Origin of the sequence: Rhizobium sp. 42MFCr.1 (assembly GCF_000377185.1) — a bacterium.
Lineage (GTDB): Bacteria > Pseudomonadota > Alphaproteobacteria > Rhizobiales > Rhizobiaceae > Rhizobium > Rhizobium altiplani.
On sequence record NZ_KB897823.1, the window covers coordinates 93,156 to 110,525 of the forward strand.

Annotated in this window: 16 protein-coding genes and 1 pseudogene; 12 read left to right on the forward strand and 5 right to left on the reverse strand. The window is 58.2% G+C overall.

The window, feature by feature from the left end; translation table 11 throughout:
• Nucleotides 1-200: 200 nt before the first annotated feature.
• Both C934_RS0108705 and C934_RS0108710 read right to left on the reverse strand, forming a co-directional pair.
• On the reverse strand, nt 201-1,388 hold the full coding sequence (locus C934_RS0108705) for a galactarate dehydratase (protein WP_018856329.1): 1,188 nt from the start codon (nt 1,386-1,388) through the stop codon (nt 201-203).
• A 12-nt stretch (nt 1,389-1,400) separates the two neighbouring features.
• Nucleotides 1,401-2,615, reverse strand: a complete 1,215-nt coding sequence (locus C934_RS0108710; RefSeq protein ID WP_018856330.1) for a mandelate racemase/muconate lactonizing enzyme family protein — start codon at nt 2,613-2,615, stop codon at nt 1,401-1,403.
• Nucleotides 2,616-2,660: 45 nt separating this feature from the next.
• On the opposite strand from C934_RS0108710, the gene C934_RS36155 reads away from it, so the two are divergent.
• From C934_RS36155 to C934_RS0108755, 9 genes are all read left to right on the forward strand, one after another.
• On the forward strand, nt 2,661-2,786 hold the full coding sequence (locus C934_RS36155) for a hypothetical protein (protein ID WP_272481246.1): 126 nt from the start codon (nt 2,661-2,663) through the stop codon (nt 2,784-2,786).
• A gap of 292 nt (nt 2,787-3,078) precedes the next feature.
• A complete protein-coding gene (locus tag C934_RS0108720) occupies nt 3,079-3,792 on the forward strand; it encodes a ribonuclease activity regulator RraA (RefSeq protein WP_018856332.1) in 714 nt (237 codons plus the stop codon).
• A complete protein-coding gene (locus C934_RS0108725) occupies nt 3,789-4,508 on the forward strand; it encodes a FadR/GntR family transcriptional regulator (protein ID WP_018856333.1) in 720 nt (239 codons plus the stop codon). Before C934_RS0108720 ends, C934_RS0108725 begins: the two co-directional genes overlap by 4 nt.
• Before the next feature lie 118 nt (nt 4,509-4,626).
• Nucleotides 4,627-5,580 (forward strand): dihydrodipicolinate synthase family protein, encoded by a 954-nt coding sequence (locus C934_RS0108730; RefSeq protein WP_018856334.1) that lies wholly within the window; start codon nt 4,627-4,629, stop codon nt 5,578-5,580.
• 60 nt (nt 5,581-5,640) lie between these two features.
• Nucleotides 5,641-7,227 (forward strand): ABC transporter substrate-binding protein, encoded by a 1,587-nt coding sequence (locus C934_RS0108735; protein WP_018856335.1) that lies wholly within the window; start codon nt 5,641-5,643, stop codon nt 7,225-7,227.
• A 6-nt stretch (nt 7,228-7,233) separates the two neighbouring features.
• A complete protein-coding gene (locus tag C934_RS0108740) occupies nt 7,234-8,331 on the forward strand; it encodes an ABC transporter permease subunit (RefSeq protein WP_018856336.1) in 1,098 nt (365 codons plus the stop codon).
• Nucleotides 8,332-8,336: 5 nt separating this feature from the next.
• Nucleotides 8,337-9,272, forward strand: coding sequence for an ABC transporter permease (locus tag C934_RS0108745; RefSeq protein ID WP_026371677.1), 936 nt, complete (start codon nt 8,337-8,339; stop codon nt 9,270-9,272).
• Nucleotides 9,269-10,126, forward strand: a complete 858-nt coding sequence (locus C934_RS0108750) for an ABC transporter ATP-binding protein (protein WP_018856338.1) — start codon at nt 9,269-9,271, stop codon at nt 10,124-10,126. Before C934_RS0108745 ends, C934_RS0108750 begins: the two co-directional genes overlap by 4 nt.
• Nucleotides 10,123-10,875: an ABC transporter ATP-binding protein gene (locus C934_RS0108755; RefSeq protein WP_018856339.1), complete on the forward strand. Its 753-nt coding sequence runs from the start codon at nt 10,123-10,125 to the stop codon at nt 10,873-10,875. The genes C934_RS0108750 and C934_RS0108755 overlap by 4 nt, the downstream gene beginning before the upstream one ends.
• 113 nt (nt 10,876-10,988) lie before the next feature.
• Here C934_RS0108755 and C934_RS0108760 read toward each other — a convergent pair.
• Nucleotides 10,989-11,153: pseudogene (locus C934_RS0108760) on the reverse strand (GntR family transcriptional regulator); the annotation flags it as partial.
• A 534-nt stretch (nt 11,154-11,687) separates the two neighbouring features.
• On the opposite strand from C934_RS0108760, the gene C934_RS0108765 reads away from it, so the two are divergent.
• Nucleotides 11,688-12,752 carry an AraC family transcriptional regulator gene (locus C934_RS0108765; RefSeq protein WP_018856341.1) on the forward strand — a complete coding sequence of 355 codons (1,065 nt, stop codon included), beginning with the start codon at nt 11,688-11,690 and terminating at the stop codon, nt 12,750-12,752.
• 159 nt (nt 12,753-12,911) lie between these two features.
• Here C934_RS0108765 and C934_RS0108770 read toward each other — a convergent pair whose 3' ends face one another.
• A complete protein-coding gene (locus tag C934_RS0108770; RefSeq protein WP_018856342.1) occupies nt 12,912-13,163 on the reverse strand; it encodes a hypothetical protein in 252 nt (83 codons plus the stop codon).
• 804 nt (nt 13,164-13,967) lie between these two features.
• On the opposite strand from C934_RS0108770, the gene C934_RS0108780 reads away from it, so the two are divergent.
• Together C934_RS0108780 and C934_RS0108785 are read left to right on the forward strand one after the other, a co-directional pair.
• A complete protein-coding gene (locus C934_RS0108780) occupies nt 13,968-14,264 on the forward strand; it encodes an ATPase inhibitor subunit zeta (RefSeq protein WP_245267926.1) in 297 nt (98 codons plus the stop codon).
• A 269-nt stretch (nt 14,265-14,533) separates the two neighbouring features.
• On the forward strand, nt 14,534-14,893 hold the full coding sequence (locus tag C934_RS0108785; protein WP_018856345.1) for a VOC family protein: 360 nt from the start codon (nt 14,534-14,536) through the stop codon (nt 14,891-14,893).
• Between the two features lie 57 nt (nt 14,894-14,950).
• Here C934_RS0108785 and eutB read toward each other — a convergent pair whose 3' ends face one another.
• Complete coding sequence (gene eutB, locus C934_RS0108790) at nt 14,951-17,305, reverse strand: ethanolamine ammonia-lyase subunit EutB (protein WP_018856346.1); 2,355 nt, start codon at nt 17,303-17,305, stop codon at nt 14,951-14,953.
• Nucleotides 17,306-17,370 lie beyond the last annotated feature (65 nt).

Genomic DNA, 17,370 nt, shown 5'->3' on the forward strand with positions numbered 1-17,370 from the left:
GATAACCGCATCCATGTAGACATGTTCCCGAACGGGGGCGTTAATCAGCATCATTCAGTCGCTGCAATCGACGACGGCCAACTCAAACTTTACACAACCAATCCACTATCGGTAGGCTGACCGCTTTCATCGGCGGCGTCAAATGCCGCCGATGCTGTTGACAGTCTGCCCTTCAAGGCTGGTCGGCGCTCGATGAGCACCTACGCAAAAGCGTAAGAGCCATCCGGCCGTTTGGGAACGCGGCGTTGCCAGTGCACATAGCCTTCATGAACCATTGCTTCTTCGTCCATCTCAACGCCCCAGCCTGGCCTGTCCGGCCTCAGCTCGAGATAGCCGTCCTTGGGCAAATAGGGATCGATGACGTAACGCGTTTCGCCCTGTCGGCTCTCAATATCAAGGCCGCCGTAGACATACGCCTGCCCCTTAGGCAGCCGATACTCCAGAATACGAAAATTCTGTGCGGCGGCGGAGAAGTGAACATTCACGGCCGTGGCGAGTGGTCCCATGGGATTGTGGGGCGCCACGCCGACGAAATGCGCTTCGGCAAGTGTTGCAATGCGCCGCATCTCGCTGATGCCGCCGACCACGCAGATGTCGGGTTGGATCAGGTCGGCGCCCTTGACCTGCAGAAGGCGCAGGAACTCGTTTCGATTGTACAACGATTCACCTGTTGCGAGCACGCAGTTCAGCCCCTGCTTGAGATCGCCCCAGGCCTCGATGTTTTCGGGGCGAAGGGGCTCCTCGTAAAACAGCGGATCGTAGGGAGCAAGCGCATTGCCGAGCTGGCGTGCGGCGACAGGCTCGAAGATCTTTGCATGTGCGTCAAATGCGATCTCGTACTCGTCCCGCACGGTCTCCCGCAGAGAGCGGAAATAATCCGCCGACGCCTTGACCACATTGCCCCAGCGATGTGCGTGCATGTCGATGCGCCAAGGGCTGAGCTTGAATGCGGTAAAGCCCCATTCTTCATTCAGCCGATCGAACTCATCGCGCGCAGCTGGTGCATCGGGTGCGGTGTAGACGCCGGCATAGACCTTGACACGATCGCGAACTTCACCGCCAAGCAGCTTGTAGACGGGAAGGTTGGCGGCCTTTGCGGCGAGGTCCCAAAGGCAGTGATCAAGCGCCGAGATCGCAGCCAACCCAAGGGCGCCCGGTGGGAACCGGCTTTGCTGGATCAACAGATTGACCAGATAGTCGACACGCGTTGGATCCTGACCGGACAGAAAGCCATAGAGGTAGTCGAGGAGGGGAGGTAGCGCCTTGTCGGGACCGTGGTTGTAGCATTCGCCCCAGCCCGTCAGACCGTCGTCGGTGTCGAGTGCGACGATGACGCGGGGACGGTCCTTGTCGCGGGTCATGAACACCCGCATGCGGTCGATCTTCATTTCTCTTTCCTTCTAGCGATTGAAATAGCGGTGACGCGACAGGCGCGTCTGGACGTAAAGATGCTCGTTATAAGTTCCGGGATTGTAGGAGCCGGCACTCTCGGGCACCGGCACGGAGACATTCCCGCCGCTTGGAAAGCGCGCCACGAATGCTTCATCGATATCACAACCAAGACCCGGCGCGTCCGGGACGGCAATCGATCCGCCGACCTGTTGTGGATGGGGCAAAATCGTCAGCTTTCGACCGTCCCAATCGTCATCGATGCGTTCGAGGATGAGGGCGTTCGGAATAGCCGCCAGCACGTGCAACGCAGCGTATTCGGCGACAGGACCGAGCGAGCCTGAATGCGGGGCCATCTGGATGTGATGGGCCTCGGCCATGGCCGCGATCTTCTTCATCTGCGTAATGCCACCGGCCCGCCCGGTATCGGGCTGGATGATGTCGACCAGTTCGTTTTCGATCAGTTCGCGCTCTCCAAAAATCGTCGCCGAACGTTCGCCGGCTGCCAAGGGAACGTGGGCGGCATCGCGAATGCGTCGGTAGCCATCGATGTTTTCCGGTGCGATCGGATCCTCGACCCAGAAGAGTTCGTAAGGCTCAAGCGCCCTGACCAGCCGGCAGGCATCGGCCGGTGTTAGCCAGGGCGGGCCATGAAGATCGATTGCAATGTCGATCTCGTTGCCGACTGCTTCGCGCAATGCGGCAACCTTGCGCACCGGGTCCGCAACCCCGCCGCATTTGATCGCCTTTATCCCGCGTTCCTTGACGGCAAGTGCCCGCTCGGGCGTGTTTGCATGGGAGTAGATCGGAATCCGGTCACGAACCTTGCCGCCAAGCAGCATCCAGACTGGCACACCGAGCGACTTTCCCTTGATGTCCCACAGTGCCATGTCTATGCCGGTCATGGCGCCGGCGCCAACCGTTCCCAACATGCCGTGACCCATCATGGCGACATGCATCTTCTGCCATAGCCGCTCGATATGGGCCGGGTCCTCGCCGATGAGGAGCGGCGCAAGATCGTGGATCGCGGTCTCGATGACACGCGGCCATCCGGAGCATTCGCCGATACCTGTTATGCCTTCGTCCGTGTCGATTTTCAAAAACAGCCAGTTTCTTGTGCCTGGCAGCCTGGAGGCGCCATCGCCTGACCGTTCATCAGAAGCCCATTTGGACGGATCGGGCTGGCCGGCATGCATGAGAAAGGTTCTGATCCCGGTAATCTTCATTGTAAGAAACTCCAGTGCCTCAGATGTCTGTTAGATGCAGCGAAGATGCAGCGAGCGATCCCGCTGTCGCTGATCGAGGCGCGCTCTGAGGATTGTCCGACGCCGAACAGCGGCGCTGCAGTCCTTGTCTCCTTCGTGACCTCGACAAGCATGCAGCGCTTTCCCGTCTGATCCCTCGGCATGTCCGTCAAGGTGGCAAACTCCGGCATGCTCTCCAGGGATCGCGCGCCCGACGATGTCGCGCAGACTGATTCCGCATCACTTCCTCCCACATTGCCCAAAAGGCGGACGGCAGGACGAGCTCCCGTCCTGCCTCAAAGCGCTCTCCCTGGCGCTGCTGCTGACGATAGGCAAGGTTTCAAATAATTACAAGAGTTGACAGATAATTACAGATTATGTAGCGATGGTGGTGAGGAAACGCCTGTTTTCACCTCTAAACGACCGTCCAGGAAGGCATGGGGACATGAATCTGTCAGATGCTGTGCGAACAAAATTGGGAGCAGTCTCGACGGCAACGCTGACGACGGTGTTGATGAAGCGCGGCTTGAGGAATGTCTTCATCCGCGGCATTCACAAGATCAATCCGCAAGCGCCTCGCCTGGTCGGGCCTGCCTTCACGCTGCGCTACATTCCTGCGCGGGAAGACATCGATCATCTCGGCGTCTTTAGCGATTTGAATCACCCGCAGCGCCGCGCCATCGAAGAATGCCCGCAAGGCGCCGTGCTTGTTATCGATAGCCGCAAGGATCATTCGGCCGCTTCCGCCGGTGGAATCCTGATTACGCGTCTCTTCAAGCGCGGTGCGGCAGGCGTTGTTACCGATGGGGGTTTCCGCGACACGCCGGACATCGCCTCCCTGCCGTTTGCAGCCTATCACGCAGCACCCTCGGCGCCGACGAACCTGGTGCGCCACCATGCCCTCGATATCAATCAGCCGATTGGCTGCGGTGATGTTCCCGTCTATCCCGGCGATCTCATGGTTGGCGACAATGAAGGCGTGGTCGTCATCCCTGCAGCGATGGCAGAAGAGGTCGCCAACGAGGCTTTCGAGCAAACCGTTTTCGAGGATTTTGTCGAGGAACGGGTGCGCGCCGGGCAGGGGATATTTGGTCTCTATCCGCCCAACGAGGGCACCGCTGCGGAATTTGCGGTCTGGAGGAAAGAAAAGGGACGATGACGAAACTTTCCGCCGCCATGGAGCCTAGCAAGGGTGCAACCCGCTTCAGCGACATCATCTACGAGAAGATCGTCGGGATGATCGCAGACGGAAACTTTCCGGTGAACGAACGGTTGCCGCCGGAATCGAAGCTTGCCGCCATGTTCGGTGCTTCGAGGCCGGTCGTGCGCGAAGCACTTGAACGATTGAGGACCGATGGTCTTGTCGTCTCACGCAAGGGTTCCGGCTCCTATGTCCGACAGCGGCCGGACTCATCGATGCTGAAGATGGTGCCGGTCGGATCGCTCGCCGACGTTCAGCGCTTCTTCGAATTTCGCGCAGGTCTCGAAGCGGAGGCAGCCGAGCTTGCCGCCCGCAACTGGCAGCCGGAGGATAAGGAGCGGATCATGGCCGCACTGCAGGCAATCGAGGAATGCTTGCGCAACGGCGAGCTTGGGGCCGATGAGGATGAGGCGCTGCATGACGCGATCGCCATTGCCACCGGAAACCAGTTCCACATCACGGTCCGCGAGTGGTTCAGGCCACATTTTGCTGTCGGTCATTCCGTGACGCGAAGTCTTAGTCTCAAGCGCACGCCTGCGCAGATACGCAGCGTCCAGGATGAGCACGCGGTGATCGTGGCGGCGATCCTTGCGCGGAACGAAGCCGAGGCCCACGACGCGATGAAGCGCCACATCCTGAACGCGCGCGCTCGAATGTTCCAGGGCGTCAATTGATGAGCCGACCGACCGCAGTGGCTGTTACGAGGCCGGTACCGCCATTGCTCTTGATGTTGATGGCGAGCGCCTGGCGCCTATCCGCTTCGCGAGTTGATCGACAGGTAGGGGAGAGAAGATGAGTATCGCAACCATGCGCCAGGCCCTGACGGGCGTGTCCGGCGTTCCCGTGACGGCCTATGACAAAAACGGTGAGGTCGAACCCCGTTCGACTGCAAATATTTATCGCCGGGTGGCGATGGCTGGCATCCACAACATCGTCGCGGCTGGAAACACCGGCGAGTTCTATGCCTTGACCGTGGAGGAGATCCGCAGCGTACACGAGGCTGCGGTCACAGGTGTCGATGGCAAGGCGCCGGTGACGGCCGCGATCGGCAGATCACTGCGCGAGGCAGTCCGAATGGCAAGGGACGCAGCTGCGATCGGCGCATCTGCCGTCATGGCGCATCAGCCCGTCGATCCCTTTGCGGCACCATCGGCGCAAATCGACTATTTCTGCAAGCTGGCGGATGCTTCGCCCCTGCCAATGATTGCCTATGTGCGAGCCGACGGTTTTAATGTCGAAGACATGGTCCGCCTTGCCCGCCATGAAAACATCGCCGGCATCAAGTTCGCAACACCGGATCTAATGCTGCTTTCGCGGGCGATTTCAGCCTCCGATCCTGCAGGCGCACTCTTTGTCTGCGGCCTCGCTGAAAGCTGGGCTCTGTCGTTTACCGCCGCCGGCGCACGGGGCTTTACCTCCGGACTTGTCAACGTTGCGCCAAAGCTCTCGCTTGCGGTGCACGAAGCGCTTGCCAGCGGCGATTACGACGGGGCTCGCGCCATTCTCAACAAGCTTGAGCCGTTCGAACGCATGCGCACGAAATACCGCAACGGTGCGAATGTGACGGTCGTCAAGGAGGCGGTCACCCATTCCGGCCTGAACGTCGGTCCGGTTCGCGTGCCGGGATTGCCGATGCTGGACGAGAGCGATCGAGAAGAACTGTTTCGCCTGCTTCGTGCCTGGGAGGCTGCCGGTGACATCCAGCGGTATGGGGAAGCGCCGGTCGACACGAGGGCGGCGGGCTGAGTTCGACATTCATCTGTTAAGCCAGGGCGATTTGACGCCCCAAGATTGGGAGGTCTTGAAATGCTGAGGAACCTGTTGGCAATGGCTGCAATGGCCAGCGCATTGATTGTCGCGCAACCTTCACTTGCGGCATCCCCGCCGAACATGCTGGTGATCGGTACCAATCTGACCGGCATCAGAACGCTTGATCCGGCGCAGAACAATGCGCGGACAGTCTCCGAACTGATCTCCAACCTCTACGATAACCTCGTGCAGTTGTCGCCGGACGATCTGAAGACGTTAAAGCCGATGCTCGCGACGAAATGGAGCGTGTCGGACGACGGCAAGGTCATCAGCCTGACATTGCGCGAGGATGCTGTCTTCCAAAGCGGCAATCCTGTCACGGCAGAAGATGCTGCCTGGTCGATCCAACGCGTCATCAAGATGGGTCAGGTCGGTTCGACCGATATCGCGCTATGGGGCTTTACGCCTGACAACGTCGAGAAGCTTGTACGAGCCAAGGACGAGCGCACGCTCGAGATTGAACTTCCACGACCCGTCAATACCGATCTGGTACTCTATTCCCTTGCCGGATCGTCGATCGGCATCGTCGACAAGAAGACGGTGCTGTCGCACGAGGCGAACGGCGACCTTGGGGGCGCTTGGCTGTCGGCCAACTCGGCGGGAAGCGGGCCGTTTGCGCTTGCCCAATGGCGTCCAAACGATGTTGCGATCTTCAACGCGCAGAAGGCCTATTGGGGTGGTGCCCCGGCCATGGCGCGGGTGGTTGCCCGACACATTCCTGAATCCGGGAATCTCAGGCTGCAGCTTGAAGCAGGCGACGTCGATGTCGGACAATATCTGGCAAGCGGCGATCTCGATGCCTTGTCCACGAACAAGGAGATGGTGATCGACAACGTTCCTGGCCTCGGCTTCTATTACATTGCCCTCAATCAGAAGGATCCGGATCTTCAAAAGCCCAAGGTTCGCGAGGCCTTCCAACATGCGTTCGACTGGAAGGCGATTTCCGGAAACATCATGCGCTACACGGGCTTCCCGTGGCAGTCGATGATCCCGCGTGGGATGATGGGCGCTCCCGACGAGGCGGCTTCCCGCTATGACTACGATCCTGCCAAAGCCAAGCAACTGCTTGCAGAGGCAGGGTATCCCAATGGATTGAAGAAGGTCCTCAATCCGTCCGGAGCGGCAACCTTGCCGTTTGCCGAGGCGCTGCAGGCGAGTGCGCGCGTCGCCGGACTTGACCTTGATCTCGTGCCTGGCGAATTCACGCCAGCGTTCAGGGAGCGGAAATACGAAGTCCTGCTCGGAAACTCGGGAGCCCGTCTTCCCGACCCCTTCGCTGTTGCCACCCAGTACGCCTACAATCCGGACAACAGCGATGAGGCACGTCTTGGAAGTTACTATCTATGGCGGGCCGGAATGAAGGTGGACGAACTTAACACGCTCGTCGATCAGTCGATGAAGGAACGTGATAGCGGCAAACGCACGGAAATCTTCAAGAAGATGGATAGCGTTTATTCCGGAATGGATGCCCCGCTCGTCATCTTCTTCCAGCGGACGGACCCTTATGTCATGCGTGCCGCAGTCAAGGGTTACCACGGCCACACGACATGGTCGACGCGCTGGCACGACGTAACCAAGGAGTAAGGTGTCGTGGCGAATGCCGATCTAGTATCCAAGCGAGATTCCGACACCACTTTCAGCGAAGAAGAAGTGGCCTATGCTGCGCCGCATCCACTCGCAATCATTCTAAGACGATTGGCAGGGCGCGTGGTGGCGATCGTGACCACGCTGCTCGGCCTGCTCTTTCTTACCTTTTCGATGGGGCGGTTGCTTCCCGCCGACCCGGTGCTTGCCATCACCGGGCCGGAGGTCAGCAAGGAGGTCTATGACCGTGTCTACAACGAGCTGGGACTGGGGCAGCCGATCCTCGTGCAATTCCTGAGCTATGTCGGAAGGGTCGCGACGGGCGACCTTGGAACATCGGCAACGACCGGACAGCCGATCCTCACCGACCTATTGGCGATCTTCCCTGCGACAATCGAGCTTGCAGTCATCGCCATGATCGTCGGAGCACTCGTCGGTGTACCACTCGGCATCACCGCTGCCGTCAGGCGCGGCACCGTCATTGATCACGTTGCACGGATCGTTGCGCTGGCCGGTCATTCCATTCCGATCTTCTGGACCGGCCTGATGGCGCTCTTTGTCTTTTATGCAAAGCTTCAGCTTGTCGGCGCATCGGGACGCGTCGACGTATTCTATGAGGGGCTCGTCACACCTGTAACCGGCTTTCTGTTGATCGACTCTGCGGTTGAGGGGCAGTGGGACGTGTTCCAGAGTGCGCTTGGCCACATCATCCTTCCCGGCGCCATCCTTGGCTACTATTCCGTGGCCTATATCAGCCGCATGTCGCGCAGCTTCATGCTCGAGCAGCTCAGTCAGGAATACATTGTGACGGCCAGGGCAAAGGGGCTCGGGCGGCGCAAGGTTGTCTGGCGCCACGCCTTCAGGAACATTCGCGTGCAGCTATTGACGATCATGGCGTTGACGTTCGGGGGCCTTCTGGAAGGCGCAGTGCTCATAGAGACCGTTTTCGGATGGCCGGGACTTGGCCAGTATCTGACGCGCGGGCTTCAGATGAATGACATGAATGTCGTGATGGGAGCAGTGCTGACGATCGGCGCCGTCTTCCTGACGATCAACATCATTTCGGATGTGCTTTACCGCATCCTTGATCCGAGAACACGGTGACGCCGATGACGATGTCCACAGAACAAGCCGACCGCATCGACGGCGGCCGCTTTCGCAAATGGCTGTGCGCGCCCGAACCCCAGGGCTGGTTTCAATCGAGCGCGCAGCAATTCCATCAGGGCTGGCTGAAGTTTCGCCTTCACCCGCTCGGCCTGGCAGGGTTGGCAATCATTGTCCTTTTGATCCTTGTTGCGCTCGCCGCGCCACTCCTGACGGCTTACGATCCGATCGTCCAGGACATGGCCGGACGCCTTTCGCCACCATCCGCGGAGCACTGGCTCGGGACCGACAATTTCGGCCGGGATGTCTTCGCCCGTATTGTCTACGGCGCCCGCACGACGCTCTATATCATTATTCTCGTCTCCGTCATCGTCGCTCCAATGGGACTTTTAATCGGTACCTGCTCGGGCTATTTCGGCGGAATTGTCGATGAAGTGCTGATGCGCATCACCGACATCTTCCTGTCATTTCCGGGGTTGGTGCTGGCGCTCGGGTTTGCAGCAGCACTTGGTCCGGGCATTACCAATGCCATCATCGCGATCTCGCTCACGGCCTGGCCACCGATTGCACGCCTTGCGCGCGCAGAAACGCTCAGCCTGCGAAAGGCCGACTTCATCGCCGCCGTGCGGCTCCAGGGAGCAACGCCTGCAACGATCATCACCCGTCACATCCTGCCGATGTGCATTCCCTCCGTCATTGTGCGCGTGACACTGAATATGGCGGGCATCATCATTACGGCAGCCGGCCTCGGCTTTCTTGGCCTTGGCGCGCAGCCCCCCTGGCCCGAGTGGGGGGCGATGGCGGCGACCGGCCGCGAATTCATGCTCGACAGCCCATGGGTCATTGCAGCACCCGGCATTGCAATCGCCCTCGTCAGCCTTGCGTTCAACCTCGTCGGCGACGCGCTTCGCGACGTTCTTGATCCGAGGGGTTCGCAATGAGTACGTCACTTATCGATATTCGCAATCTCGAGATCGCCTTCGGCCACGGAACCGTGAGGGCCGTGCGCGGCGTCACCTTTTCACTCGGACAGGAAAAACTCGGCATCGTTGGTGAGTCTGGATCGGGAAAGTCCACGGTTGGTCGCGCGATAATGAAACTGTTGCCACCGACCGCAATCGTCAGCGCTCAGCAGATGACTTTTCAAGGCGTGGATCTGCTCAAGGCCGACGAGCGCGCGATGATGACGATCAGAGGACGGCGGATCGGGTTGATCTTGCAAGACCCGAAATTTTCGTTGAACCCCGTCATGCGGGTGGGCGAGCAGATCGCCGAAACCTATCGCTTTCACTATCCCAAAGCCACGGCGAAACAGGCCTTCGAGCAGATGCTCGCGATGCTGGATGCGGTCAAGATCCGAGATGTTGAGAAGGTGGCTCGCCTCTATCCGCACGAAATATCGGGCGGCATGGGCCAGCGCGTGATGATCGCCATGATGCTGATCGCCGAGCCCGAAGTCTTAATCGCAGATGAGCCAACCTCGGCGCTTGATGTCACGGTGCGGCTTGAAATCCTGGCATTGCTGGATGAGCTCGTTGCGCGCCGTAACCTCGGTCTGATTTTCATCAGCCACGATTTGAACCTCGTTCGAAACTTCTGCGACCGTGTCCTAATCATGTATGCCGGCAGGGTCGTTGAGGTCCTCAAGGCCCGCGAACTGGAATCCGCAAAACATCCCTATACACAGGGTCTGCTTGCGTCGCTGCCCTCGATCGAAAACCCGCCCACCCGCTTGCCGATCCTGAAGCGTGACCCGGCCTGGTTAAATGACAACGTGCTGGAGTTGCCGCGGTGATTGAAATCAGCAACCTCACAGTCCGCTTCGGCGCCAGCCTAAGGCCGGTCGTCAAAAATCTCAGCCTTGCTGTTGGAAAGGGCGCCGCGTTTGGGCTCGTTGGCGAATCTGGCTGTGGAAAATCAACGGTGCTGCGTGCCTTGTCCGGCCTCAATCCACAATACGAGGGACGGATCAGACTGGACGGCGAAACGCTGGACCGCCGGCGCGACCGGCCATTTTTCCGGCGCGTCCAGATGGTGTTTCAGGATCCCTACGGATCACTCCATCCCCGCAAGACGATCCGCTCACAGATCAAGGAGCCGCTCCGCAATCAGGGGCTTGCTACCAATTCAATTGATGTCGATGCAGTTCTCCGCTCGGTTGGGCTCGACCCGTCACTCAGCTACAGGTTCCCACATCAGCTCTCTGGTGGGCAACGCCAGCGTGTTGCGATCGCCCGCGCCTTGGTTCTTGACCCGGCCGTTCTGCTTCTCGACGAGCCGACCTCGGCGCTTGATGTCTCAGTCCAGGCGGAAATTCTCAATCTTCTGGACGATCTGCGGAAAGATCGCGGCCTGACCTATCTGCTCGTCAGCCATGACCTGGCCGTCGTCTCCCACATGTGCAGCACGGTCGCAATCATGGAAGCTGGCGAAATCGTTGAACAAGTCGAGATCGAGCGCTTGCGCCAAGGTGCGGTCGAGCATCCCTATTCGCAGCGTCTGCTGCGGGCAAGCAGGCTCTATGGCAAACAGGTCACGCCATGACGTAGGGCGGTGCTGACAAGCTCTTGGGGCTTGTGGGCTCCAAGCACATGATGCCGGCGGATGCGTCATATTATGACCCGGTCCCATAGTCGCTATGCTTGAGATCGTCGTGATCACTCAGCAGCTTTGAGCGGCCCCAGTGTCACGTCGGTCGTGTAGTTCTCGCGCATGAAGTTGATGAAATTCTGCTGGAATTGAGGGGTATGCGCATGCGCAAGTTCATCGGCAAGTTCGACGTTGCGCTCACGGATCGCCCCTAGCATCTGCCGGTACTCATCCTGATGACATGTGCGGGTCGCTCGTTAAAATTACTGTCGCGCAGGCGGTCGCGTAATCGCACTTTGCCGTTTGTTTGCGGAAGAAAATGGATGCTGTCAGGCGCTTCGCGGTCGATTTGGGGGGCTGCGCCGGAGCCGCCGCCACTCGGTCTGCGCGTTCCTCCCAGAACGCCTCACCGTGGACGTTGCGATGACGACACGAGCGGCGGCGACATCCCGGCGGTGACCATACCCCCCACTTGGTCCGCCGGGAAAACTGATGGACTGCTAGATGCATCGTATCAATCCAACCCACGAGAAGCGCACGAAACCGGTACCCCTCGACTGTGAGGCGGCGTTTCAATCGTGCGATCGACATTTACCCGTTGTCGGCGGTTATATTGCGTTGAGAATCGCTCGGCTTGTGATGTGCTGACATTAATTTGCGGCAGCTGCCACATCTCTCAGGTGCGAGAGAAAGGAAATGCCACCGGTTGAAGTTTGCGAACAAGTACAAACAATGGCAGTATTGCAGCTTCGGGGGGGACACCGCTCATGGCCGGGCAACGCGAACCTGACATTCAAAACCTGATCAATGGACCAACTTCATGGGGACTGGCCACGCGCCTGGCAGTTCAGCATCTGGAACGTGCTGGAATTGAGGTTGCGCCTTTGCTGTCGCGGTCTGGCCTTTCAAGCGCAGCGATCGCAGAGCGCCGGCGAATTCATGTCACCGCGCAAATGCATTTCCTGCAGTTGGTCGCTCATGTTTCGAAGAATGCTTGGATGGGTCTTGCCTTGGCCAAGGAATGCGACTTGCGTGAAATGGGGATGCTTTACTACGTGATGGCCTCGTCACACGATCTGAATGACGCTTTCACGCGCCTTGGAAGATATGTCCGCCTTGGAAACGAGGCACTCGTCGTGCGGCTTAAGGAGAAGCCCGCATGTTCTGTCGAAGTCTCCTACACGGGGGTGCAGAGGCATCGCGACCAGCACAACATGGAGTTGCTGTTATTTGCCCTTGTGCGCCTCTGCCGCAAACTCGTCGGACGGGATCTTTCGCCGCACAAGGTGAGATTTGTTCACCATAGAACTGGCGACCTGACCTATATCCGGCGAGTATTTGGATGTGAGGTCGAATTCGGAGCAGAAACGGATGAAATCATTTTCAACGCCGGAACGCTAGAGCTCCCGGTCGTTGGAGACGACCCATTTCTCAACGAACTGATACTGAAGATGTGCGACGAGGCGATGACAACCCGCATGGCCAATACCAGCCGGTTCCGAACGATCGTGGAAAACAATATTGCGCCACTGTTGCCGCATGCCGAGGCGTCCATAGGAACCGTGGCAAAACGACTTGGTTTGAGTGAGAGGACATTTGCTCGTAAACTGGCGGCCGAGGGCCTAAGCTTTAGTGAGGTCCTGGATCAAATGCGCCGTGAGCTTGCGATGCGTTACCTCGAAGACGATCTTCAGGCGTCCCAGATTGCCTGGTTGTTGGGGTTTCACCATCCGAGCTCCTTCAGTCACGCTTGCCGCCGTTGGACAGGCAAGAGCCCGCTTGAATTTCGGCGCGCTCCTGTCCAAATCCCGACAGTCGAAGCAACACCATGATGCTCTTCTTTTTATACGCAAACTCGGACCGAACCTCACGTTCCTGTCAGGCTCATTTATCCCGGTGACATACGCGCGACTTGCCAGTCGGCCCTTGTGACGTGCCGTTCGTCGCATGGCGCCGACGTCGCCATCTGATCTGCTTGCGCAATGGCCCAGCTATTCCGTTGCTTTCGCGCAGATGGCGGAAAGAGTGGAGGGCGGTTGCGTCGAGCTTTGGGTCAGCCTGCCGGGCTCCTGTCGCATTGCTTCGGCGCGGCGCATGAAGTCTTCGGCCGTGCCGACCAAGGGGAAGTCGGCGGCGAAGCTGCGGGCCACGAGCAGAGCCTGCTCGCGACCGCTGTTGTTCCACGACACCCACACGAAGCGTGACAGGTGCTCGAATTCTTCCCGCAGCGTTCTCGCTGACATCAGTTCCTCCTCCAGAGGCGTTTTTGCGGGCGGGCGCGATGGCGAGACTTCCCGGTCTCCTCGGTGCGCGTAGCAGATTGGTCGCATCTTCGACCGTCAGCCGTTCTGCACGGGGGCACTTTTGCAAGTTGCGCTTTGATTGAACGGAAGGACCCATCCGGCCGCAGTACAACCGGCAATGCAACCAGATCCCAGCCCTCCGGTCGCATTGCCGTGCATTGACACTCAATTACTTCGTCTCCGCGCAAAACCAGTACCGTTTTCGGCCGGTCGAAATCTTGCTGCCCGAAGACAATTGTTTGCGTTAGGCTGCCACGGGTTCACAGTGTGCGGATTACGCACTCCTGTTCAGGCAGAAACGCTGATGGATCAGGTTTAGATAGTCATCCGTACCGCCGACCCAAGGAGCGACTGTTGTAACTTCGGGCCATCGGTATAACGATAAGCGGCGACGGTGACCGCGAGTGTAATCAAAACCTCTGGCATCGGATCATGCTGGTCAGGCAAAAAGGCCCCGCCTGAGCACAAACGGGGCGAAGAGAGCGTTTGGACATTAAGGAAACGGCAACGAAAGAAGCCGCCATCAAACAAGCAACGCTGCCCCTTGTTCCGACTAAAATCGAGAAAATGCCACGCCATTCCAGCCCTCAGCTGGCGCTGCGTCCAGAGAAAGTTCGCCGAGCACGCAGCGTATTATTCAAGGGCCAGTTCCATTCATCGTCTTTGTCGGGATCGCAGACAAGGATATGATGCAGGCAGACACGCAACGGAGGGTTTTCGATGGCTAGCCTTCGGATAGATGTGATGAGAATGGTGAGGCGCAACAAGCTTGTTGGTATCTGGGCGGCGGAAAAACTGGCGCTCGCCGACGAAAACGCGAAAGCATACTCGGATGAGCTTGCCAGAGGGGCAGCGGACGTCAACCGCAACGATATCCTTGCCATCATCCGGAGAGACTTCGACGCGGCTGGTGTGGATCAATCGGATGACGATATTCTGGCAATTATGAACGTCTGTTGGCTTGAGGCTGGAAGTCAAACAGGGACGTCGGATGCCAGTGATGGTGCGCTTGTGCAGATTGCGCGCAACCTGGTGAAGTAAAAGCTGGTTACACTCTGCGTGCCAGAGAGGCGGTGGAGAGGCGGAGCTCCCGGTGGTCTAAGGCGCCGCGTGGGATGGTATCCTGTGACCGTCCTTTGTTTCGCGCACGTTCTTATTTGGTTCACCGGAGGAAAATTGGTGAAGCGATCCATAAAATGGCAGTCGGCGCGCTTATGTCCATTACCGCCCATTGGAGCTAGCTTCGATCTTTTCCCAAAAGGGCCTCCGGTGCTATTCGGATATCCGTCACAACAAGCTGGAGCCTACATATGTCCGAGAAGCGAAGGGTCGTCGCCGTTATACCTTGCAACAATCTCGCTGCGAGCGAAGACTTTTACGGCCTGCTGGGCTTCCGTCGCGATCCGGATTCTGAGGACTACGTGGATTACGTGATATTGACTGACGACGGAGGCGCCGAAATCCACCTGACGAAAGCTGCCGAGGACTGGCTCGTTCCCGGCAAGAGCCCGTTCGGCATCTACTTCTACGCTGACGATGTCGAAGAACTGGCGGCCCGGCTAAAAGGCAGGCTTCTTTATCCACCAGTCAAGCAGCCATGGGGCATGTTCGAATTTGCCGTGTCCGATCCGGACGAACACCTGGTGCGCGTGGGCCGGAGGATCGACTGATCGGGTCTGGACCTGCGGTCCTGATAACGGGGAGAGGAGCACCCGTACGCGGCCTTTCTATTCCCCGTAGCGACGGCTGCCGTTTACATTCCGTCCGACGATTTCCCTGATGATGGTCAGTGTTTCTCTGGCGGCTTCGTTGGGCGGCAGGGCCGTGTCCGCGACATTGCTGACAAGCTTGGTGATGTCGTGATCGATATCCTTTTCGGACCATCGCTTGCCCTTGGCGACAGTAATGTAGACGGAATAGGCGTGATGCATCGTCCCTGGTCGCTCGCCGATGATGTGAAGAATGCCTCGGAAGCTGTTGGGATTTGCCCTTGCGAAAAGTACCTCCCCGATCCTGTATCCGGCTCTCACCCTTCCGCTGGTAACAACAATGTTCTTGTTGCTCATTGCGACGCCAGCTGTGGCCAGCAGCCGGCGCATCTCCTCGAGATACGGTGCAAGATGTCCATCATCCATGATAGCCTTTGCATTTAGTCCGTCGGAAATGACGATCTGACCTTGAGGGATATCCTCTCCCCAGGCATCTCTCAGTCTTTCGACGTCCCGCAATCCTTCCGCGTTCAACATCTCGCCGCTCATGGGATGGGCTATGTAGTCATTGCGATCCCTGGACTGTGTGTGCACTGAAACGGCATCGGGAATGCCGGCGATAAACTCGGGCGTGAATTCGGTCCAGAGGGACTGCTTCGCATCCTCGTACAAGCCTTTGACCTTGGTCGAAAGCGTATGATTGAGATCCCATCTGTTCCTTCCATGCCCTGTGGCAATGTCGACCCCTCGCTTCTCAATCTCCCGCATCTTCTGCCGGCCTTCCGCATAGACCTGCTCACGCGATCTTTTGTCGCCCTTGGCCAGGCGATATTGGAAGTACACCCAAAGGGGATTTCCATAATTCGCCGTGTAGCGGTTGTCCTTACCCACCACGCCGAGCCGCTTGTAGAAGTCCCAAATCGCATCGTTGACCTTAAAGCCGAACTTTTCGCGCAAGCGCACGTGATCCTGAAACGATGTGGTGAGGTAGCTCAACATCGGGTCGTTCTTCGTTGGCAGCGCGATCAGATAAGCGGGATTGGCCGGCATAATCTGATCCTGGCACCAATCCAGGTCATCAAGGCTCACTGTCATGTGCAATGTCGTACAAATGTCCAGACCGATGGTAAGGCCATGGAGCTTGCCCATGACCAAGTCTTCGAGACAGCATCTCACGAGTTGGTCTCGGCTTTTGAAAACCTCCGGCCCGATGAAACCGGCGACATCATTGACGTGAAGCCAGGCGCCCTTGGGCTGCACCTTGGCAAGCTCCAATCCTACAGCCCTGCTGAAGCCGTATTTTCGTGACTCAAGAACCATCATGTCGACGCCGTTCGCCGCCCCGTTGGTAAATTCCGAGCCCTGTCCGGTTTCAAAGTAGAGGCCATATCGCTGCCCCTTCTTCGCCCGCGCATATTTCAGGATCTTGTCGATCGTGATGTCGAAGATCTTGTTGCAATCGTCAGTTCCCGCAAGGCTCTGGAACATCGTCGCGACGGTTTTGGGGAAGCTGTCGCCTACCTCGGCCTGGACATCGATGTGCGAGAGGACGCACCACGGGATCACATCCTGCAGCTTGAAGGTGTCGACAATGTCCTTGAGCGCACGTTCGACCGTGGCGACGCTGTTGACCGTACTGTCAACAGGATTGGTGCCGATGACGATGTCGCCCGTGGCATACGAAAATGCGTCGAAGACCTGCCAGATTATGTCGTCGGGATGGTCCGTCGGTGAATTGGGCTGGATGCGTGCGCCCATGTATCCCTTCGCGCCAAGCTTGGTGCCAGGCATTGCGTTAAAGATCTTTCGGCTGACGGAAACGAGCTCTTCATTGTTCATCAATTTCGGCACGCAGCCGATGGTGTCGCTGGTCAGGCCATTCATGACACCCCTAATCTCGTCCTCTGGCTCGGCGAGAAGAAATTCCTTCAATTCGCCCATGGTCCAGTCCTTGACCTTTTCGTACTGGGCCTGGTCGGTGGTCTGCCAGATGAGTTGTTGCAGATCATCCTGAAATAATGGCCTCGCGTAGAGGTCTGCGAGCTTGGTATTCGTCAACAGAATGCGTGCATATCGTCGCGTCGCATCGTTGTCGGCGCCAACGCCGATGGCTTGATCTCCCTCCTTGAACTCATTGGCAGCACCGATAATCTGCTGGTATATGGTCGGTTCAAAACTGCCCTTCATTCTGGAGATGTAGGTAAAAATATCCTCGCCTTGTTTCACGTCTTTGATTGAGAATGCATCCGGCTGGGACGCGGACTTGGCGCCATTGCTGTAACTGGCGATCGTCGCGGCGGCGGTTCCCGCCACCAGCAGAAGATCTCTTCTGGATAGTCCGTCACGCGCATCAGACAACAAGCCCTTGTTCATGGCGATACCTTTCCGTGGGTCAAAGGTCATTGGCTCTGCTATGCCTCGAACCGGCTGTCGGAGTG

Bases quoted from the DNA above. Each gene is read 5' to 3' on its own strand.
- C934_RS0108705 (WP_018856329.1), bottom strand. From the start codon at position 1,388: ATGAAGATCGACCGCATGCGGGTGTTCATGACCCGCGACAAGGACCGT.
- C934_RS0108710 (WP_018856330.1), bottom strand. From the start codon at position 2,615: ATGAAGATTACCGGGATCAGAACCTTTCTCATGCATGCCGGCCAGCCC.
- C934_RS36155 (WP_272481246.1), top strand. From the start codon at position 2,661: ATGCAGCGAGCGATCCCGCTGTCGCTGATCGAGGCGCGCTCTGAGGAT.
- C934_RS0108720 (WP_018856332.1), top strand. From the start codon at position 3,079: ATGAATCTGTCAGATGCTGTGCGAACAAAATTGGGAGCAGTCTCGACG.
- C934_RS0108725 (WP_018856333.1), top strand. From the start codon at position 3,789: ATGACGAAACTTTCCGCCGCCATGGAGCCTAGCAAGGGTGCAACCCGC.
- C934_RS0108730 (WP_018856334.1), top strand. From the start codon at position 4,627: ATGAGTATCGCAACCATGCGCCAGGCCCTGACGGGCGTGTCCGGCGTT.
- C934_RS0108735 (WP_018856335.1), top strand. From the start codon at position 5,641: ATGCTGAGGAACCTGTTGGCAATGGCTGCAATGGCCAGCGCATTGATT.
- C934_RS0108745 (WP_026371677.1), top strand. From the start codon at position 8,337: ATGACGATGTCCACAGAACAAGCCGACCGCATCGACGGCGGCCGCTTT.
- C934_RS0108750 (WP_018856338.1), top strand. From the start codon at position 9,269: ATGAGTACGTCACTTATCGATATTCGCAATCTCGAGATCGCCTTCGGC.
- C934_RS0108765 (WP_018856341.1), top strand. From the start codon at position 11,688: ATGGCCGGGCAACGCGAACCTGACATTCAAAACCTGATCAATGGACCA.
- C934_RS0108770 (WP_018856342.1), bottom strand. From the start codon at position 13,163: ATGTCAGCGAGAACGCTGCGGGAAGAATTCGAGCACCTGTCACGCTTC.
- C934_RS0108780 (WP_245267926.1), top strand. From the start codon at position 13,968: ATGAGAATGGTGAGGCGCAACAAGCTTGTTGGTATCTGGGCGGCGGAA.
- C934_RS0108785 (WP_018856345.1), top strand. From the start codon at position 14,534: ATGTCCGAGAAGCGAAGGGTCGTCGCCGTTATACCTTGCAACAATCTC.
- eutB (WP_018856346.1), bottom strand. From the start codon at position 17,305: ATGAACAAGGGCTTGTTGTCTGATGCGCGTGACGGACTATCCAGAAGA.